This is a genomic window from Cellulophaga sp. 20_2_10 (assembly GCF_023476645.1).
In the GTDB taxonomy this organism is placed as follows: Bacteria; Bacteroidota; Bacteroidia; order Flavobacteriales; family Flavobacteriaceae; genus Cellulophaga.
Genome location: NZ_JAMCOJ010000009.1, coordinates 85,154 through 103,334 on the forward strand (window position 1 = coordinate 85,154; position 18,181 = coordinate 103,334).

General features: G+C 33.3%; 18 protein-coding genes. 8 read left to right on the forward strand and 10 right to left on the reverse strand.

Annotated features, from left to right (window positions below):
• Window positions 1-60: 60 nt before the first annotated feature.
• The 9 genes from M4I21_RS14915 to M4I21_RS14955 all read right to left on the reverse strand — a co-directional run bounded on the left by M4I21_RS14915 (window position 61) and on the right by M4I21_RS14955 (window position 8,014).
• Entirely contained in the window at window positions 61-459 is a 399-nt protein-coding gene (locus M4I21_RS14915) for an ankyrin repeat domain-containing protein (RefSeq protein WP_249560029.1), read from the reverse strand.
• Window positions 460-641: 182 nt separating this feature from the next.
• On the reverse strand, window positions 642-1,022 hold the full coding sequence (locus M4I21_RS14920) for an ankyrin repeat domain-containing protein (RefSeq protein ID WP_249560030.1): 381 nt from the start codon (window positions 1,020-1,022) through the stop codon (window positions 642-644).
• Window positions 1,023-1,343: 321 nt separating this feature from the next.
• Window positions 1,344-1,724, reverse strand: a complete 381-nt coding sequence (locus M4I21_RS14925) for an ankyrin repeat domain-containing protein (RefSeq protein WP_249560031.1) — start codon at window positions 1,722-1,724, stop codon at window positions 1,344-1,346.
• Window positions 1,725-1,949: 225 nt separating this feature from the next.
• The gene (nqrF, locus tag M4I21_RS14930) at window positions 1,950-3,257 is read right to left on the reverse strand and encodes an NADH:ubiquinone reductase (Na(+)-transporting) subunit F (RefSeq protein ID WP_249560032.1); all 1,308 of its coding nucleotides are present in this window, start codon (window positions 3,255-3,257) and stop codon (window positions 1,950-1,952) included.
• A gap of 2 nt (window positions 3,258-3,259) precedes the next feature.
• Window positions 3,260-3,994: an NADH:ubiquinone reductase (Na(+)-transporting) subunit E gene (gene nqrE, locus M4I21_RS14935; protein WP_249560033.1), complete on the reverse strand. Its 735-nt coding sequence runs from the start codon at window positions 3,992-3,994 to the stop codon at window positions 3,260-3,262.
• A gap of 26 nt (window positions 3,995-4,020) precedes the next feature.
• On the reverse strand, window positions 4,021-4,668 hold the full coding sequence (locus M4I21_RS14940; RefSeq protein ID WP_072305017.1) for an NADH:ubiquinone reductase (Na(+)-transporting) subunit D: 648 nt from the start codon (window positions 4,666-4,668) through the stop codon (window positions 4,021-4,023).
• A gap of 3 nt (window positions 4,669-4,671) precedes the next feature.
• A complete protein-coding gene (locus tag M4I21_RS14945) occupies window positions 4,672-5,421 on the reverse strand; it encodes a Na(+)-translocating NADH-quinone reductase subunit C (protein ID WP_249560034.1) in 750 nt (249 codons plus the stop codon).
• Window positions 5,422-5,440: 19 nt separating this feature from the next.
• On the reverse strand, window positions 5,441-6,661 hold the full coding sequence (locus M4I21_RS14950) for an NADH:ubiquinone reductase (Na(+)-transporting) subunit B (protein ID WP_249560035.1): 1,221 nt from the start codon (window positions 6,659-6,661) through the stop codon (window positions 5,441-5,443).
• A 3-nt stretch (window positions 6,662-6,664) separates the two neighbouring features.
• Window positions 6,665-8,014, reverse strand: a complete 1,350-nt coding sequence (locus M4I21_RS14955) for a Na(+)-translocating NADH-quinone reductase subunit A (RefSeq protein WP_249560036.1) — start codon at window positions 8,012-8,014, stop codon at window positions 6,665-6,667.
• Between the two features lie 180 nt (window positions 8,015-8,194).
• Between M4I21_RS14955 and M4I21_RS14960 the strand changes: the two genes are divergently transcribed.
• The 3 genes from M4I21_RS14960 to pruA all read left to right on the forward strand — a co-directional run bounded on the left by M4I21_RS14960 (window position 8,195) and on the right by pruA (window position 11,775).
• A complete protein-coding gene (locus M4I21_RS14960; RefSeq protein ID WP_249560037.1) occupies window positions 8,195-9,439 on the forward strand; it encodes a type IX secretion system plug protein in 1,245 nt (414 codons plus the stop codon).
• Between the two features lie 230 nt (window positions 9,440-9,669).
• A complete protein-coding gene (gene apaG / locus M4I21_RS14965; RefSeq protein ID WP_249560038.1) occupies window positions 9,670-10,056 on the forward strand; it encodes a Co2+/Mg2+ efflux facilitator ApaG/CorD in 387 nt (128 codons plus the stop codon).
• Between the two features lie 90 nt (window positions 10,057-10,146).
• Window positions 10,147-11,775 carry an L-glutamate gamma-semialdehyde dehydrogenase gene (pruA, locus tag M4I21_RS14970; protein ID WP_249560039.1) on the forward strand — a complete coding sequence of 543 codons (1,629 nt, stop codon included), beginning with the start codon at window positions 10,147-10,149 and terminating at the stop codon, window positions 11,773-11,775.
• Window positions 11,776-12,073: 298 nt separating this feature from the next.
• On the opposite strand, the gene rsmG is transcribed toward pruA, so the two are convergent.
• Complete coding sequence (rsmG, locus tag M4I21_RS14975; RefSeq protein WP_249560040.1) at window positions 12,074-12,709, reverse strand: 16S rRNA (guanine(527)-N(7))-methyltransferase RsmG; 636 nt, start codon at window positions 12,707-12,709, stop codon at window positions 12,074-12,076.
• Window positions 12,710-12,931: 222 nt separating this feature from the next.
• Here rsmG and M4I21_RS14980 point away from each other — a divergent pair, with 222 nt between their 5' ends.
• From M4I21_RS14980 to M4I21_RS15000, 5 genes are all read left to right on the forward strand, one after another.
• Entirely contained in the window at window positions 12,932-14,032 is a 1,101-nt protein-coding gene (locus tag M4I21_RS14980) for a fatty acid desaturase family protein (RefSeq protein ID WP_249560041.1), read from the forward strand.
• Window positions 14,033-14,047: 15 nt separating this feature from the next.
• The gene (locus tag M4I21_RS14985; protein WP_249560042.1) at window positions 14,048-15,232 is read left to right on the forward strand and encodes a pyridoxal phosphate-dependent aminotransferase; all 1,185 of its coding nucleotides are present in this window, start codon (window positions 14,048-14,050) and stop codon (window positions 15,230-15,232) included.
• 350 nt (window positions 15,233-15,582) lie between these two features.
• A complete protein-coding gene (locus M4I21_RS14990; RefSeq protein ID WP_349628887.1) occupies window positions 15,583-16,182 on the forward strand; it encodes an RluA family pseudouridine synthase in 600 nt (199 codons plus the stop codon).
• 35 nt (window positions 16,183-16,217) lie between these two features.
• On the forward strand, window positions 16,218-17,291 hold the full coding sequence (locus M4I21_RS14995) for a DUF3667 domain-containing protein (RefSeq protein ID WP_249560043.1): 1,074 nt from the start codon (window positions 16,218-16,220) through the stop codon (window positions 17,289-17,291).
• Window positions 17,292-17,323: 32 nt separating this feature from the next.
• Complete coding sequence (locus tag M4I21_RS15000; protein WP_249560044.1) at window positions 17,324-18,175, forward strand: ChaN family lipoprotein; 852 nt, start codon at window positions 17,324-17,326, stop codon at window positions 18,173-18,175.
• Window positions 18,176-18,181: the final 6 nt, after the last annotated feature.

Consider the following 18,181-nt stretch of genomic DNA (forward strand, 5'->3'; position numbering starts at 1 on the left):
GACTGCCCCAATAAAGAAGCAATCTCTTTCTAACTAAATTAAATTTTAAGTTCTAAATTTTTATAAACTTTTTAAATATTCTACTGCAGTATGTGCATTGGCCGCCTTAGCGTATTTTAACGCTGTAGCTCCAATTTTAGATTTTGCGTGAACATCTGCTCCATTTGCAACCAAAAGCTTCATAAACTCCACCTTATTATATCTAGCGGCATACATTAAAGGTGTCATATCCATTGTTCCAGATTTCTGATTAATATCTGAACCAAATTCTAAGAATTTCTGAGTCATATCAAAATTCCCTTTTACAACAGCTATACTTAAAGGCGATAAATTCTTAATTGTTGTTCTTTCAATTTTTAAATCTTTTTTTAATCGTGGCTTATCTGGACCTGTACTTGCAGATACACTTGTTGCTACTAAACTAAATACGATTCCGAATGCGATGATTGATTTTTTCATAATAATTGTTTTTTGATGTGATGATTGTTTTTGTTTTTGTTGTGTTGTTTTTACACTACACTTATATAGACGCTGAAAAATTTATTTTGTTTCATACTTTTTTCATTATAACTTTTATTTAACATTGATTAAGGGTTGCTTAAAAGCTAATTAACGTTCTAGAAACAAGTTGTTATTACAGCCTATAAAGTGTTTAAAAAAGCTATAGCTTCTGTTGCGTTAGACAATTTAGCATATCCTAAAGCACTGTATCCAATCTTAGATGTTACCGTAGTATCTGCGCCATTCAATAGTAACAATTTTAACAGCTTCACATTATTATATCTAGCCGCATACATTAAAGGCGTCATACCCGTTAATTTAGATTTCTCATTAATATCTGCTCCGTATTTTAAAAAATTGAATGCTGTAACATAATCACCTTTAGCAACAGCGATACTTAATGGTGATACATTTTTAATTGATGTTGTTACTACTATTAAAGTTTCCGGGTTTTTGTTTGATGCTACTGTTGTACCTACTACACTAACTAAAAGACTAAATGCGATGATTGATTTTTTCATGATTGATGATTTTAAATGATTATTATTATTATTATTATTATTATTATTATTTGATTACACTGTAAAGGTAGCGTGGCTATAGCCTAAATAAAACAGTTTTATGACCAACGGTAAATAGTTAGTAGGGAACGGTGCAAAAGCAAGACACCAAATGAAAATGCATAGATTAAGAAGAGCGAAGAAAACTATTGCTCACAAAAAAAGCCGATACAAAAGTATCGGCTTTTCAATTTATAAGTATTTGGAATAACTTTTATTTAACATTGATTAAGGGTTGCTTAAAAGCTAATTAATGTTCTAGAACCAAGTTGTTACTACAGCCTATAAAGTGTTTAAAAAAGCTATAGCTTCTGTTGCGTTAGACAATTTAGCATATCCTAAAGCACTGTATCCAATTTTAGATGTTACCGTAGTATCTGCGCCATTCAATAGTAACAATTTTAACAGCTTCACATTATTATATCTAGCCGCATACATTAAAGGCGTCATACCCGTTAATTTAGATTTCTCATTAATATCTGCTCCGTATTTTAAAAAATTGAATGCTGTAACATAATCCCCTTTAGCAACAGCGATACTTAATGGTGATACATTTTTAATTGATGTTGTTACTACTTTTAAAGTTTCTGGGGTTTTGTTTGATGCTACTGCTGTACCTACTACACTAACTAAAAGACTAAATGCGATGATTGATTTTTTCATGATTGATGATTTTAAATGATTATTACTATTTGATTACACTGTAAAGGTAGCGTGGCTATAGCGTAAATAAAACAGTTTTATGACCAACGGTAAATAGTTAGTAGGGAACGGTGCAAAAGCAAGACACCAAATGAAAATGCATAGATTAAGAAGAGCGAAGAAAACTATTGCACACAAAAAAAGCCGATACAAAAGTATCGGCTTTTCAATTTATAAGTATTTGGATTATCCTCCAAAGTCATCAAATCTAATGTGTTCATCTGGTATACCAAAATCTTCACCCATTTTCTGAACAGCTTTGTTCATCAATGGCGGTCCACAGAAATACAATTCTATATCTTCAGGAGACTCATGGTGACTTAAATAGTTATCTATTACACAATTGTGAATAAAACCAACAAAACCATCACCAGGCGCATCTATATTTTCTTTTACTTTCCAGTTATCTTCTGGAGCCGGCTCAGAAAGCGCTAAGTAGAACTTAAAGTTAGGAAACTCTCTTTCTAACTCGTAGAAGTGCTCTAAGTAGAACAACTCACGCTTAGAACGACCACCATACCAATACGTAACTTTTCTACCAGTTTTTAATGTTTTGAATAAGTGATACAAGTGAGAACGCATTGGCGCCATACCAGCTCCACCACCTACGTAAAGCATTTCAGATTCAGATTCGTTTATAAAAAACTCACCGTAAGGACCAGAAATAACAACTTTATCTCCTGGTTTTTGAGCAAATATGTAAGATGATGCAACACCAGGGTTAACATCCATCCAACCATTTTTAGCTCTATCCCATGGCGGAGTAGCAATACGCACGTTAAGCATTATTTCACGACCTTCTGCAGGGAAAGAAGCCATTGAATAAGCTCTTTCTACAGTTTCTTCGTTCTTCATTGCTAAAGGCCATAAATTAAATTTATCCCATTCGGCCTGAAACTTATCTGGAGTTTCGTGCTCTTCTGGGTGAGCCGTAATATCTATATCAGCGTATTTAATTTCACATTCAGGAATTTCAATCTGAATATAACCACCTGCTTTATACCCCATATCTTCAGGAATCTCTACTACAAATTCCTTGATAAAAGAAGCAACATTGTAGTTACGAACTACAGTACCATCCCATTTTTTAATACCAAATACTTCTTCAGGAATGGTGATTTCCATATCCTGCTTCACTTTTACTTGGCACGCTAAACGAGCTCCGTGGTTTAATTCTTTTTTAGAGAAGTGAGGTGTTTCTGTTGGTAAAGCATCTCCACCACCAGATAATACGTGACACTCACATTGTATACAAGTACCACCACCACCACATGCAGATGGTAAAAATATTTTTTGGTTACCTAAGGTTGTAAGTAAAGAACTTCCTGAACCCACTTCTACTTTTTTCTCTCCGTTAATGGTAATAGTAACAGGACCAGAAGGAGATAATTTTTCTTTTGTAAAAAGTAAAAGAGCAACTAATACTAACAATAATAACATAAACGCTATTACGGTTATAACAATTGTACCTATTGTTGTTGTAGCTAAAATCATTCTTATTTGTTTAAAGCGTTATTGTAAGAAACTGAATTTTCATCAACTTCATTTTTAACTTTTTTATCTTCTAATTTCTGTGCAGTTTCTGTTGTTTCCTTTTTAGGAGCATCATCACCACCAGTTAACATACCACCAAAGCTCATAAACCCAATAGCCATAAGACCAGTGATAATAAATGTTATACCCAAACCTCTTAAAGGTGCTGGCACATTAGAATATCTAATTTTTTCGCGAATAGCAGCAATTGCTACAATTGCTAAAAACCAACCAATACCAGAACTGATACCGTAATTAAACGCCAAACCTAAGGTTTGTATGTCTCTAGATTGCATAAATAATGAACCACCTAAAATGGCACAGTTTACTGCAATTAATGGTAAAAATATACCAAGAGAGTTATACAGTGATGGTGAAAATTTTTCTACAACTATCTCTACTAACTGCACCATTGTTGCAATGGTAGCAATAAATAAGATAAATGATAAAAAACTTAAATTGTAATCTGCATACTCTGGACCTAACCAAGCTAAAGCACCGTCTCTTAACAAGTACTGGTCTAACAACCAGTTCATAGGCACAGTTACTGCTAATACAAATATTACAGCAGCTCCAAGACCTACAGCCGTGGTTACTTTTTTAGATACCGCCAAATAGGAACACATCCCTAAAAAGGTAGCAAATACCATATTGTCTATGAATATGGATTTAAAGAATAATTCTACATGCTCTAACATAACATTGTTCTTTTATATAACTAGTTCTAGTTTTCTTCTATTAATGCTTTATTTCTTGAACGTTGTATCCAGATAATGATACCAACTACAATTAGTGCCATTGGCGACAATAACATAAACCCGTTGTTCTCATACCCTATGGCATACAATCCTGTTTTTTCTATAGGATCTCCTAATACTTTAAATCCTAACAAAGTACCAGAACCTAAAAGCTCCCTAAAGAACCCAACAATAATTAAGATTAAACCATACCCCAATGAGTTCCCTATACCATCAAGAAAAGATCTCCAAGGTCCGTTTGCCAAAGCAAACGCCTCAAAACGCCCCATAATGATACAGTTTGTAATAATTAACCCCACAAATACAGAAAGGGTTTTACTTAACTCGTACGCAAATGCTTTAAGCACTTGATCTACTATAATTACTAAGGCAGCCACTACTACCAATTGTACTATAATTCTAATTTTAGAAGGAATAATGTTTCTCATTAAAGAGATAACAACGTTACCCATTCCTAATACAAACATTACTGAAACCGCCATTACTATAGACGCCTTTAACTCTGCTGTAATTGCCAATGCAGAACATATACCTAATACTTGTATCGTAATTGGGTTGTTATCTGCTAATGGATCTAATATTAGATTTGCATCTTTTTTAGAAAGTAATCCCATTTTTTATTTTTTAGCTATAGTTTCTAAATAATCTTGATAAAGCTTAACACTTTCTTTAATCATAGCCGTTACACCATTACCTGTAATGGTAGCGCCAGCTAAAGCATCAACTTTATTATCATCTTTTCTTTCATTTATTGGATCATTGTTACCTTTTGCAACTGTAATTCCAACAAAATTATCGCCACTTAAAATAGACTCTCCTTTAAAGTCGTCCATAAAGTAACGTTGCTTAATATTTGCTCCTAGACCAGGTGTTTCTCCTTTATGATCAAAAAATACGCCTTGTACTTTTAAATCTTCGCCTACAGCAACAAAGCCCCAAATAGCATCCCAAAGACCTTTACCTCTCATTGGTATGATATAAGATTTTTTACCATCTTTTTCTCCAATAAATAAAGGCAACTTTCTTACTTCGCCATTCTTAGCTGCAGTCTCTTGCTTTTTTAAATCTATTAAGTAAGCTTCGTCATTTGGCGTAACCTTACCATCCTCTATAACTATTTGCTCCGTAATGTATTTTTTAAATTCAGCTTCAACCTTATCTGTAGGAACAAAGTTTATACTTCCTTCATCTACATTTTCATCAACACCCATTGCATACAAAATGTTCTGTTGCTTTTCAAACTTCTCGTTCATCTTAATTTTACTACTTAAACTAGAAGCAGTAAATGCCAAGACAGAACCTACAACAACAACCATAATGGCTGCAAAAAGTACGGTGTAACTATTTTTATCTGTATTAATTGCCATAACTATTTTTTTAATGCTATTAAGCTGTAGCTTTTTTTGATCTCTTTAAACGTCTCTTAACGTTCGCCTGTACTACATAATGATCTATAGTTGGCGCAAAAACGTTCATTAACAATATTGCTAAGAATACACCTTCTGGATATGCAGGGTTAAATACTCTAATTAAAACAGAGATAAACCCAATAAAGAAACCGTAATACCATTTTCCTTTATTTGTTTGCGAACCCGTAACAGGGTCAGTAGCCATATAAACAATACCAAAAGCCAATCCACCAACAAGTAAATGTTGCCAGAACTCGAAGCTCATTAATCCGTAAAATTTACTTCCTTCACTAATCCAATCTGCGCTAACAACGCCATTAAAGATTAATCCCATTGTTAAAGCACCAATAACGGCACTTAGCATAATTCTCCAGCTTGCTATCTTTGTAAATATTAAAAACAACCCTCCTAAAAGAATTAAAAATGTAGAAGTTTCTCCAACAGAACCAGGTATAAAACCAAAGAACATATCGGAAACGGAGTAAGACATATCTGTATTCTGTGCCAATTGACCCAAAATAGTTTCTCCTGACATAGCATCAAGATTTTGTCCTGCTGCAATTAACTGATCTTGTTTTACAGCTCCGTGAACCCAAACTTTATCACCACTCATCCAAGTAGGATAAGCAAAGAATAAAAATGCTCTAATTGTTAATGCTGGGTTTAAGATATTCATCCCTGTACCACCAAAAACTTCTTTACCTATTACAACTCCGAAAATAACTGCTATTGAAAGCATCCATAATGGTGTATCTATTGGCACAATTAACGGCACTAACATACCTGTTACCAAGTACCCCTCTTCTACCTCGTGACCTTTTATAACTGCAAAAACAAATTCTACAGCTAAACCAATTACATAAGATACTATTACCAATGGCAATACCGTAGTAACACCAATTAAGAAGTTATCCCAAGTAAGGAAATCGTTTAGTAATGAAAAGTCTGCAGGAAAACCATTAATTGCAGAATAGTGTTGGTAACCAGCATTAAACATTCCAAATATTAAAACTGGAACCAATGCCATTATTACCGTATTCATTGTACGCTTTAAATCATCTGCTGCTCGTACGTGAGACCCAGAGTGCGTAGTTTCATTAGGCAAGTACAAAAACGTATGGATTGCATTAAATGCAGGTGCCATTTTTTTGCCTTTATACTTTTCCTTTAAATTGTGTAATGTATTTTTAAGACCCATCTTTTATCCTATTTCTTTTTGTAATAAGTCCAACCCTTCTCTAATTATCTGCTGATGTGGTTGTTTAGATATACAGATAAACTCTGTTAAAGCAAAATCCTCAGGAGCTACCTCGTATAAACCAAGTTGTTCCATTTCATCTAAATCCTTAATCATACAAGCTTTTAGCAATTGCATTGGATAAATATCTAGTGGAAAAACTTTTTCATAAGCACCAGTTACCACAAATGCCCTATGTTCTCCGTTCGTATTGGTAGTTAAATCGTATTTTTTATTAGGACTTAACCAAGAGAAAGTCATTGCTCTAGTTGATGATATCTTATTAAAAACTGGCTTATTCCATCCAAATAATTCATAATCATCTCCTTCAGGAATAACAGAAACTGTATTGTTATAGAATCCTAAGTAGCCTTCTGGACTAGTTTTAGAACCCGTTAGCACATCTCCATTAATAACTCTAAAGTTTTCTATAGAAACACCGCTACCGTATAAGAAAGTAGAAATCTCTGCCCCAATTGTAGTTGTATAGTATTTTGGAGATTTAACAGCAGAACCAACTAAAGCTATTGTTCTTTGCGCATTAAACTTACCTGTTAACAACAATTCACCTATTATTACAAGGTCTTGCGCACTAACAGTCCAAACCACTTCTCCTTTATTAACAGGTTCTATCTTATTTATCTGTGTACCTACTAAACCTGCGGGGTGTGGCCCGGCAACCTTATGTTCTGTAACACCAGACAAACCAGATAATGGAGAGCTACTACTACCTACAGACACGTGTACTTTTCCAGAAGTTAAAGTCGCTAAGGCTGTTACAGCTGCTTGCAATTCTTTCTCCTTTCCTTTTAACACGTAATCCAAATCTGCTGCCAAAGGCGCTGTTGTATACCCAGAAATAAAGATAGCTTTTGGAGCCACTTCAGGATTTGCAACAACATCATACGGTCTCTGTTTAATAAAAGACCAACAACCAGATAACAACAACTGCGACTTAACGTCTTCTGCTGTTGCGTTTGCTAGGTTTAGCGTACTGTGTTCTACTACTTCACCACTTTTATTAGCGCTAATTTTTAACGATAATATTTTTCTTCTTGCTCCTCTTACAATTTCCACAAGTTCACCAGACACAGGAGAAACAAACTTCATTTCTTCTACATCTTTGTTGTAAAAAAGAGGCTCACCTGCCTTAACAGAAGCTCCTTCTTTCACTAACATTTTTGGCATTACACCGTGAAAATCATTAAGATTTATTGCATAAACATTGCTTAAAACCGCTTTAGAAGTAGTTTGCTCAGCGGCACCGATTAGGTTGATATTTAAGCCTTTTTTTATTCGAATGTCTTTAGACATATTATTGCAGACCTTAGGTTAACAAAATTTCGTGCAAATTTAAAGTTTTAAGGGGAAACTTCCGTGTTAAATCAACTAAGATGTTATTATTTATATTAATTCTAAATAAATAAAATTGCAATTTCAGCGTCCTAATTTTAGGCACAACTTTTGCTTATATTTGCGTAATAATTATACAAAATGAAACAATACACCCTTATACTATCTTTATTATTGGCTATTTGGAGCACTACAGCACAAGTTGCAGTAGAAAAAGACGCTCCAGAAAATATTAAATCGATAGTTTTTAAAGGAACCACAGAAGATCAATTTCCAATAATTTTATCAGGAGATCGAATTACCTTAGAATTTGATGATCTAAATGCATCTGAAGAAGACTACTATTATAAAGTTACATACTACAATTATGATTGGTCACCTTCTACCCTATTAAAATCTCAATACTTAAAAGGATTAGACAATCTTAGAATTACAAATTACGAGAACAGCTACAACACGCTACAAGCATACTCTAATTACCAACTGCAACTACCAAACAACAATATTAGCTTTAAAGTAAGCGGTAACTACATGCTAGAGGTTTATAATGAATATGATGAACTTCAGTTCTCTAGACGTTTTCTTATTTATCAAAACGCAGTATCTGTTGGCGTAGCAACAAAAAGAACAAGGGAGTTTGAGTTTCTAAACGAAAAACAAGCCGTACAAATAGCAATAAATGCAGGTGATTTTAGACTTATCAACCCTAAAAACGAAGTAAAAGTTGCTATTATCCAGAATTACTATTGGCCTTCTGCTATTACAAATCTTAAACCACAATACACAATTGGCAAAGAATTGCTATACAAATATGATAAAGAGGCTAGCTTTTTTGGCGGCAACGAATTTCTAAATTTTACCACCAAAGATTTGCGCTCCACGAGTACCGCAATTGCAAGAGTAGAATTACAAGATATCTACAACCATTATCTTTATGGGGATATACAAAGAGCAAACGAACCCTATACTTATTTTCCTGATATTAACGGCGACTTTGTAGTTACTACCCAACAAGGAGAGGATGCATCTAGAGAATCAGAATATACCAACATACATTTTAAATTAGAATACACAGATGCCATAGGTTTAGATGATGTTTATGTTTTTGGAAAATTTAACAACTATGCTTTAACTGATGAAAACAAAATGGCCTACAATGAAAAAACTGGCTACCTAGAAGCTAAAATAAAAATAAAGCAAGGTTTTTACAATTACAAATACGTACTAAAAACAGATAAAGGAGAAATAAAGAATAACGCCATTGGAGGCAATTTTCACTTTACCGAAAATAATTATTTAGTCTTAGTTTACTACAGAAACTTTGGCGACCAATACGATAGTTTAATTGGCGTGGGTTCTGGAAACTCTAGAAACATAACCAATTAAAAGCAACTATTTAAGCAGACTAAGTTGTTCGTTTACCGAATATATACCTTTACATAAACATTTTTAAATATTACTTTTTATATTTGTATGTAGCCAATGTGTCTCGCTGTAAAATAGTTACACACAACCTACTGAAAAAATAAGAACCTACATTACATTGTAATTAACCTCTAGTTTTTTCGATTTAATACTGAATTAAGTACTATACTTTTTTAAAAAAATTAAAACGTATGACTACACAAGTTACTAAGGGGATAAAAGTATCTGTAAGCACTAATTTTGAAGGTACTTTTTTTAAGAACTACAAGATGCACTATGCTTTTGGGTACACTATTACTATAGAAAACCTTAGCAAAGAGTCCGTACAATTAACCTCTAGACATTGGGAGATCTACGATTCTCTTAATGATTTAGAAATTATGGACGGTGAAGGTGTTGTTGGCAAAAAACCAGTTTTAAATCCAGGACAATCTCATACCTATAACTCTGGCTGCTTATTAACATCGCCAATTGGCGCTATGCGCGGACATTATAATATGGTTGGTTTTAACGAGAACAAAAAGTTTAGAGTACAGATACCTACATTTAAATTTAGTGCTCCTTTTGCTTTAAACTAAAAAAGCAACTTACTAACACCCAATTTGTTTTAATAACGATTTTGATTTTAGTACATTTGTTACGATATTAAACTTATAAAACGTAGCACAATGGGTAAAGGATTTTTTCAAGTTCCAACCGCTTTTAACGAACCAATAAAAAGCTATGCTCCAGGATCTCCTGAGCGCGAAGCAGTATTAGAGCAATACAAAGCTTACTACAATTCAACAGTAGACGTTCCTTTATATATAGGAAGCGAAGAGATAAAAACAGGCAACACAAGGCCTATGTCTCCTCCGCATGACCATAAACACATAGTAGGACACTACCATTTAGCAGAAAAGAAACACGTTACTAAAGCTATAGAAAACGCTCTTGAATCTAGAGAGGCTTGGGCTAATTTAGCTTGGGAACAACGTGCCGCTATTTTCTTGAAAGCTGCAGAATTAATTGCTGGTCCTTACAGAGCAAAGATTAATGCTGCTACTATGATGGCACAATCTAAAACTATACACCAAGCAGAAATTGATGCTGCCTGTGAACTTATAGACTTTTTACGTTTTAACGTAGAATATATGACTCAGATTTACGCTGAGCAACCAGATTCTGCTGAAGGTATCTGGAATAGAGTAGAATACCGTCCACTAGAAGGTTTTGTTTACGCTATTACTCCTTTTAACTTTACTGCTATTGCGGGTAACTTACCTGCAAGTGCTGCAATGATGGGTAATGTTGTATTATGGAAACCAAGTGATAGTCAGATTTTCTCTGCTAAAGTAATTATAGATATATTTAAAGAGGCTGGTGTACCAGATGGCGTTATTAATGTTGTTTACGGTGATCCAGTTATGGTTACAGAAACTGCTTTAGCTAGCCCAGATTTTGCTGGATTGCACTTTACAGGTTCTACGTATGTTTTTAAAGAACTTTGGAAACAAATTGGAAACAACATACATAATTACAAAACGTATCCTAAAATAGTTGGAGAAACTGGTGGTAAAGATTTTATTTTAGCACACAAAACAGCTAACCCTGCACAAGTAGCTACAGCTATTGTACGTGGTGCTTTTGAGTTCCAAGGACAAAAATGTAGTGCTGCATCTAGAGTATACTTACCTAAATCTACCGCTACAGAAACTTTAGAATTAGTAAAAAGAGATTTAGCTACTATTAACAAACCAGGATCTCCTGAGGATATGAGTAACTTTGTTACTGCTGTTATTCATGAAGGATCTTTTGACAAGTTAGCAAAGTACATCGACGGAGCTAAAGCAGATAAAGATGCTGAAGTTTTTGCTGGTGGTAATTATGACAAATCTAAAGGTTATTTTATAGAGCCTACAGTTATTGTAACTACAAATCCTAAGTACACTACTATGGAAACTGAGCTTTTTGGCCCTGTAGTGACTATATATGTATATGACGATAAAGATTGGAAAGAAACACTTAAACTAGTAGATGCTACATCTGAGTATGCATTAACTGGTGCTGTTATATCTGGTGACCGTTACGCAATAGAAGAAGCTACACAAGCATTACAAAACTGTGCTGGTAACTTTTACATTAACGACAAGCCAACTGGAGCAGTTGTTGGTCAGCAACCATTTGGTGGCGCTAGATCTTCTGGAACTAACGACAAAGCTGGTTCTGCGCAAAACTTATTACGTTGGGTTTCTCCAAGATTAATAAAAGAAACTTTTGTTACACCAACAGATTATAGATATCCTTTTTTAGGATAAGCCATAATTACTGATAATTTAAAAAGCCAAAATCCTAGATTTAATTCTAAAGATTTTGGCTTTTTTATGCTTAAAACTTCCCCGAAAAGGTTTAAAATTGTTTTTATCACAATTTTAATGTAAATTTAACGTTAAGTAAATGTAAACAGATTGTTTGTTTATTGTAAAATTTAAAAACCTATGAAAGATAAGATCGTAAATAACAAAAAACAGTTTCGTATTTTAAACGTGTATACCTATATAAAGAACTATGCAAAAAATTGCAAATACTCTTTTAACAGAATGCTCAGTATATAAATTAACCTTTATACTTTAAAGGTAAGTAAACTATTTTTTTGGTCTCAAAAAAGTCTTCAGTAAAATAATCTGATAAATTATATATTTCGGCAGTTCTATAGTCTAATAGCTCTTCTGATAAATCCCCACCTTTAAGGTATAAAATTCCGTTTCTGCGTTCGTGTATAGAATTCTTTTTTATACGTCCTTTTATCCAATGCACAAAAGTAGGCATCGCTGCCACTGCTCTACTCACTATAAAATCGAACTGAGTATCTAACTCCTCTACACGCATGTGTTTAGCGGTTACATTTGTTAATTGTAAACCATCTATAACCTCTTGCACAACTTTTATTTTTTTACCAATAGCATCTACCAATGTAAAGTGCGTTTCTGGAAAAAGTATAGCCAAAGGAATACCCGGAAAACCACCACCTGTACCAACATCTAAAACTGTTGCACCTGGTAAAAACTGCTGAAATTTTGCTATACCCGTAGAATGTAAAATATGACGCAAATAAATTTCGTCAATATCTTTTCTAGAAACTACGTTAATTTTCTGGTTCCAATCTGCATATAATGCTTCAAGTTGAATAAAGTGTTGCTTTTGCTCCTCGGTTAAGTCTGGAAAATACTTAAAAATAATATCGGACTTCATAAATTTTATCTAAGTTTTGGCAAAAGTAAGCATTTCCTAAATCATAAAAATTTCTTATTTTAAGATAATTATCATATTATAAAAAGTACTTTTGCGTTATCTTTACTTAGTTTTTACGTCTAACAATATCTAGAAGCTATTCAAAACTAAAATTATAAATTTCTACAATATAAAAATACAACTCCCTTAACAGTAAAAAGGGAATATCAGAATCAACAAATTATGGAGAATAAATCTATCAGATTTTCACGAAAAGATTCAACTCAGTTTTTTAAAACTTTGAATAAACGTGTGAATACTTATTTTAAAGAAAACGACATTAAAAAAACAGGGAACTGGAGACTACACTTAAAAACTATAGTTATGTTCACGCTATTTTTAGCGCCCTATTTTTTAATACTCACATTAGGATTGCCAATTTGGGCAAACTTACTATTAACCATTGTTATGGGTATTGGTATGGCTGGTGTTGGTATGAATGTGATGCACGATGGTAACCACGGTGCTTACTCTAACAACAAATGGGTAAATAAATTTATGGGCGGTAGTATTTACATACTTGCAGGTAATGTATACAACTGGCAAGTACAACATAATGTTTTACACCACACCTACACAAATATTCATGAGCATGATGAAGATTTAGAGGCTGGGAGGATTTTACGTTTTTCTAAACATGCAGAATGGCATAAACATCATAGGTTTCAACATTTTTATTCTGTTTTCTTATACGGACTATTAACATTTAACTGGGCTATTACTACAGATTTTCAGCAAATGTACCGTTACATGAAACGCAACTTATCTTATGGTAAAAAACCTAGTAAAGTTGGGAACTGGAGTACTTTAGTAATTACTAAATTATTGTACATTACTATATGGATTGTATTGCCTTTACTTTTTATTGATATTGCTTGGTGGCAAATTCTTATTGGTTTCTTTATTATGCACTACGTTGCTGGTGTAATATTAAGTGTTGTATTCCAATTAGCACATGTTGTAGATGATGCAGATACTCCTTTACCTGATGAAAGTGGTACTATGAAAAACACTTGGGCTATTCACCAATTATTTACTACTGTAAACTTTGGAACTAAAAATAGAATTGTTAATTGGTATACTGGTGGATTAAATCACCAAGTTGAACATCATATTTTTCCAAATATTAGTCACGTTCATTACACAAAAATCGCTAAAATTGTGAAAGAAACAGCAAATGAATTTAATTTGCCTTATAATGAATACAAAACTACTAGGAAAGCTATAATTTCGCACTTTAAACATCTAAAAGAGCTAGGTAAAAAACCAGCTTTACAGTACTAGTAAAAATAGAAAAGCATGAGCAACCATTTATCTAACAGAATTACAAATATGTCTACCTCTGCCACTTTAGCAATGGCAGCAAAAGCAAGAGAGTTACGCAACTCTGGTAAAGACATTATTGGTTTAAGTTTAGGAGAACCAGATTTTAATATTCCTGACTTTATTAAAGACGCTGCAAAACAAGCTGTAGATGACAACTACAGCAGTTATTCTCCTGTAGATGGTTATGCAGATTTAAAACAATCTATTGCGAACAAATTTAAAAGAGACAACAACTTAACGTACGGTCTTAACCAAATTGTAGTAAGCACAGGTGCAAAACAATCTTTAGCAAACATAGCAATGTGTATGTTAAACAAAGGAGATGAAGTTATTTTACCTGCACCTTACTGGGTTAGTTATAGTGATATTGTAAAACTTGCAGAAGGAACACCTGTAGAAGTGCCAACAAGCATAGATACAGATTTTAAAATGACTCCTGCACAGTTAGAAGCTGCAATTACACCTAACACTAAAATGATGTGGTTTAGCTCTCCTTGCAACCCAAGCGGATCTGTTTACAGCAAAGAAGAATTAGAAGGTTTAGCCGAAGTATTAAAAAAACATCCAAATATCTACGTAGTTTCTGATGAAATTTACGAACACATCAACTTTAGAGGTGGTCACGTTAGCATCGCTGGCATAGACGGTATGTACGACCGTACAATAACTGTTAACGGTGTCTCTAAGGCATTTGCTATGACTGGGTGGCGTATTGGGTACATTGGTGCCCCAGAATCTATTGCTAAAGCTTGCACAAAGTTTCAAGGACAAATTACTAGTGGCGCAAATGCTATTGCACAACGTGCTACTATTGCAGCATTAGATGCTCCTGTTAGCAAAATACAATTTATGATTGATGAGTTTCACAAAAGGAGAGATCTTATTTTGGAACTTTTAGGAGAAGTTGAAGGATTTAAATTAAATGTACCAGAAGGTGCTTTTTACGTTTTTCCAGATATCTCTGATTTCTTTGGCAAAACTTTAAACGGCACTACGATTAATACAGCATCTGATTTTTCTATGTATTTACTAGAAAATGCAAATGTTGCAACTGTTACGGGTGAAGCTTTTGGCAATCCAAATTGCATACGTATTTCTTATGCAGCAGCAGAAAAAGAATTAAGAGAAGCTATTAGCAGAATTAAAGCTGTTCTATAATAACTACTTAAAATTACACAAAAGGTCTTATTTGCAATTTGCAGTAAGACCTTTTTTTATTAATTTACTGTATTAAAATAGCAATCATTTCTACAGAAACTCACATAGCTGCTACGCAAGAAAAACCTATCAGGTTTCAAGAATACGGCGTTGGTATTTTTATAGGTCTAAGCACCAAATCTGCGCTAAAGAAAGCTATAAAAAAAGGCCTTTTATATATTGATGCAAAAAAAGCATCTACCGCTACATATATTCACGGATTAGAAACCATTACATATTCAAAACCAAAAGAAGACCTCAGTAAAAAAAAGTTAGTTCTAGATCTAGAAATTGTTTACCAAGACAATTATTTGGCCGTAATAAACAAGCCAGCCGGAATTTTAGTCAGCGGTAATTCTTTTAAAACAATAGACAACGCCCTAGAGCAAAACATTACAAAAAGCAACTTACCAGACGCCACAAGACCAAGACCCGTACACAGACTAGACTATCCAACAACAGGCCTATTGCTCGTTGGTAAAACATCCGCTAGCATCTTAGCTTTAAATAAGCTTTTTCAAAATAAAGAAATCAAAAAAGCATACTTTGCAATAACCACAGGCAGTATGCCTAAAGAAGGAAAAATAGAGACCAATGTAGATGACAAAAAAGCATCATCAACTTATACGGTTTTAGAGAGCGTGCCTTCTAAAAAATATGATTGTTTAAACTTGGTAAAACTTTTTCCTAAAACAGGAAGAAAGCATCAACTTAGAATACACCTAGCAACTATAGGCAATCCTATTTTAGGCGATGCGGAATATGGTATAGAAGGTCTAATTGTAAAAGGAAAAGGACTCTACCTACACGCCTACTCTCTATCTTTTATACATCCATTTACAAATGAAAAAATGAATGTTATGAAAGACCTACCAACTAAGTATAGTAAAATATTTAGTTCACTCTTATAAAAATAATAATTACTTTAGCTGCAAAACCAGTCTAAATGCCCAATACTAATGTCACTTGTAAAAATTGCGAAAATAAGTTCGACGCAAGTTTTGAGTACTGTCCACATTGCGGACAAAAATCTAACGATAAATTAACCGTAGGTGTTTTATTTAGAAACACTATTAAAAATTATTTCTCTGTTGATGCTCGTTTCTTTAAAAGTTTTTTTCCGTTGCTTTTTAAGCCTGGTTATTTACCTACTAAGTTTATAGAGGGAAAACGTTTATTATACCTGCACCCCGCACAGCTATACTTGTTTTCTTCCATTATATTCTTCTTTTTCTTTTCTTTTAAAGTAAGCAAACAAGAACAACAAATAAGAGAAAGTGTAAAATCAGAAAAAACACTTCAACAAACTATAGATTCTATAAAAACGTATAATACTAACGATTCTTTAGCTGCCGCTACCGTTATAGATAAACTTAAAAAAAACCAAGATAAAACAGGATTAAAAGATGAGGAATTAGCTAAGTTAGATTCTATTATTAGAGGAAGAAATTACAATGGTGATGATTTTATGACTTTTGGCTTTAATGAATCCAAAGTAGATTCCTTAATCGCTATTAGCGCGCCAGACTCTTTAATTACTAAAGAAATGGGGCAATCAAAAAACGCTGGTTATTTTAATAAAAAGGTATACGCTCAAGTACTAAAACTTTATAAGGATAATGGTAGTTTAGCAAGTATTCTGCATTCATTTTATGACACTATCCCAATTGCACTATTTTTTCTACTTCCAATATTTGCATTCATTTTAAAATTACTTTTTTATAATAAAGGTCCGTTTGCTTATCATCTAGTATTTGGCTTTTATTATTTCTCATACCTTTTTAGCACCTTTATAATTTTAATGCTAGTAAGCTTTATTTGGCCAAGTTTTTCAGGTTATATTCAATTTTTAATTGTTTTATCTACCTTTATATACCTATGTCTTGCCGCTATAAAATTCTACAAACAAGGTTGGTTTTTAAGCTTTATTAAATGTTCTCTAGCAACTTTTATTTACTTTGTAATTGTAATACCAATTACTATTGGCATATTAAGCACTTTTGCATTTTTATTTTATTAAATTAACTTAGACTTTTAAACTATTTATCAGAAATGAAAAAAGCATATCTAACTCTAACTTTCGTATTTTTTACACTATTTGTATTCAGCCAAAAACCAGCATATATAATTTACAATGCTAAAGGAAAAAAGGTTAGTTACAAGAAAATGCTAAAAGACTTAAATAAAAAAGATGTTATATTATTTGGAGAACTACACAACAACGCAATTGCTCATTGGCTAGAGCTAGAAGTTACTAAAGACATATACAAAAGCAAAACGGTTGTATTAGGTGCCGAAATGCTAGAGGCAGATAACCAACCACAGTTAAACAATTACTTAGCTGGTGTTATAGATGCAAAAACATTAGACACAGTTGCCAGACTATGGCCCAATTACAAAACCGATTATGCTCCTTTAGTAAATTTTTCAAAAGATCATACGTTGCCGTTTATAGCCACCAATATACCACGCAGATACGCGAGTTTGGTATATAAAAAAGGATTTGGAGCCTTAGACACTTTATCAGCCAAAGAAAAAGAATGGATTGCACCTTTGCCAATAGCTTTTGATAGTGAATTACCGACATATAAAAATATTTTAAAAATGATGGGAGATCACGGTACTCCAGAACTTGTAATGGCACAAGCGATAAAAGATGCAACGATGGCTCATTTCATTTTAAAGAACTATAAACCCAACACAACTTTTATACACTATAATGGTGCGTACCACTCTAACAATTACGAAGGCATCTTATGGTATTTAAAAAGAGAGAATACAAGCTTACAGTATGCTACATTATCTACTGTGAGCCAAAAGGATATTTCTAAATTAGAAGAAGAGCATTTAAATGTTGCTAATTACATTATTTGTGTTGATGCTGATATGACTAACACATACTAAAACAAC